Origin of the sequence: Methylobacterium sp. WL18, from assembly GCF_008040015.1 — a bacterium.
Classification (GTDB): Bacteria; Pseudomonadota; Alphaproteobacteria; order Rhizobiales; family Beijerinckiaceae; genus Methylobacterium; species Methylobacterium mesophilicum.
The window spans coordinates 1-2,075 of the sequence record NZ_VRVD01000746.1 but is presented as its reverse complement, the minus strand read 5'-3'; the positions used below and the strand labels follow the sequence as shown (position 1 = coordinate 2,075).

At 70.5% G+C, this 2,075-nt stretch carries 2 protein-coding genes; one reads left to right on the top strand and one right to left on the bottom strand.

The features are described 5' to 3' along the window. Positions 1–181: 181 nt before the first annotated feature. On the top strand, positions 182–1,171 hold the full coding sequence (locus FV228_RS27775) for a helix-turn-helix domain-containing protein (protein WP_147857448.1): 990 nt from the start codon (positions 182–184) through the stop codon (positions 1,169–1,171). Here FV228_RS27775 and FV228_RS27770 read toward each other — a convergent pair. Next, a partial coding sequence (locus FV228_RS27770) for a hypothetical protein (protein ID WP_147857447.1) occupies positions 1,164–2,075 on the bottom strand: 912 nt, incomplete at its 5' end. The two genes, FV228_RS27775 and FV228_RS27770, sit on opposite strands and share 8 nt — an antisense overlap.

The following is a 2,075-nucleotide window of genomic DNA, read 5'->3' as shown; positions in this document are numbered from 1 at the left end:
GCTCCGGCGCGGGCCGTCCCGGCCGTAGACCGGGCAACAGGCCGCCGCTTCGGGAAGACGCGGCGCGCGCCGGCGGACGTTTACCCCTGGTTGTCTTCCGGGTCGCTCGGCTCTTGCTTTTGTCGACGCGGCCGGCAATCGCTGCGCGGCGGCCGGTTCCGTCCGTAGCGGAGCTCGCCCCGTGTCCCTCCCGGCCCTCGTCCCCAGCACCATCGAGACCACCCGGCACGTCGAGCCCAAGCGGGCGTTCGACTTCTGGTGCTCGACCGCGCTGGCGCCGCACGGCGACGTCGGGCGCATGCATCCCCGCGCGGCGTTCCGGGCCCGGAGGCTCGTCGTCATGGGCGCGGATTGGGGCCTGACCCACACGGTCAGCAGCCCGGTCGGCGTGACGGTCGGCGCCCGCCACATCGGCCGGAACCCCTCCGACGCGATGGTGATCGGCCTCGCCCTCGACGGGATCGGATACCAGCAGCAGGGCCTGCGCGGCGCGCGCCTGAGCGCGGGGGACATCAGCTTCCTGTCGCGCCAGCGGCCGTTCCTGGCCGGCACCCAGAGCGATTACGCGGAGATCCGGCTGGCGCTGCCGCGCGCGACCTTCGAGGCCTGGATCGGCACCGTCGAGGCCTTCGCGGGGCGCTGCATCGCCGACCGTCCCGCACACGCGGCGTTCAAGGCCGCGTTCCGCACCTTCGCGGCCTCGGCCGCCTGGATGACCGAGGGCGAGGCGCAGGTCGCGCTCGAAGGCGTGCTGCACCTGCTGCGCACCCTCGTCCGGGACCAGCCCGGCAACCCGGCCGCCCCGGTCTCGTGCGAGGCGGTGGTGTCCCTGGCCCACGCCCACATCATGCGCCGGCTCCACGACCCGAGCCTCGGCCCGGCCGAGATCCAGGCGGCGCTCGGCCTGTCCCGGGCCCACCTGTACCGGGCCTTCGCGGGGACCGACGGCATCGCGGCGGCGATCCGCGACGCGCGCCTCGACCTCGCCTACCGCCGCCTGACCGCGCCGGGCAAGGACCGGCTGAAGATCGCCACGATCGCGTATGCCTGCGGCTTCACCGACGCGCCGACCTTCAACCGCGCCTTCCGCCGCCGCTTCGACCACGCGCCCGGCGATCTGCGCGCCAGAACGGGCGATCCCGGGGGGGCGGCTGCGGGCGCCCTCACTTGAGGTGATAGGCGATGCCGGCGATCAGCGCCTTCTCCTCGGTATTGATCGTGGACCGGGGATCGCCGCCGAACTTGTTGTGCCAGTACTGGAAGCCGACGAACGCCTCGACCCGGTTGGGGGCTTGCTCGAGCAGCTGCCCGATATCCAGGACCAGGTTGGTCTGCGAGACGAACTCTGTCTTCGTCCGGTACTGGTTGACGTCGCCGTAGCGGCCCTTGGGCATCACGATGGTGTTGAACCCGGCCAGCGCCAGGGGCAGGCCGGTGAAGGCCAGCGGGATCGTGTAGGTCAGCTCGAATTCCGGCGTCGTCTTGAACTCGACGCTGCGGAAGTGTGAATAATCGAAGCCCGGAATCGCCGGGATGCCGCTTTCCGGACGCGGCGGATCCCCGGCGAAGCCGTTGCGGGAGAATTCCTTGTAGGCCTGGACCTTCAGGTTCACGAACCCGACCGGCACGTCGAAGGCGAAGTTGAGGCCGAAGGTGCCGGCGCGCTTCTCGGAATCGAACGTCGTGTTCTTGGTGTTGACGTCGGCCCCGAACGCCAGCCCGATATCCTTGACCAGGCCCGGGATCGCGAACGCCGTGGTGTCGAAGATCTTGTTCGGGCTCAGGACGCCCCGGTAGATCAGGTAGACCTCCGTGGCGCCGTAACTTTTCCTCCGGATCAGCTTGTCGCCCGCCGCGTCCTGGGAGCCCGACTGGAGGATGTCGAGGGAGATCAGGTTGGTGCCGTAGGCCCAGGAATTGGCGTGGAACAGGTTGACCACGTTCTTGGGCACCTCGCGCGGCACCCGCCGGCCCTGTGCGGTCCCGTCGGGCCGGCGCACCGAGAGGCCGGGCTCCGCCGAGGGGCCCTGGAACCGGTAGCTGATCACCGTGTCCGAGAAGGAGAAGTACGAGGG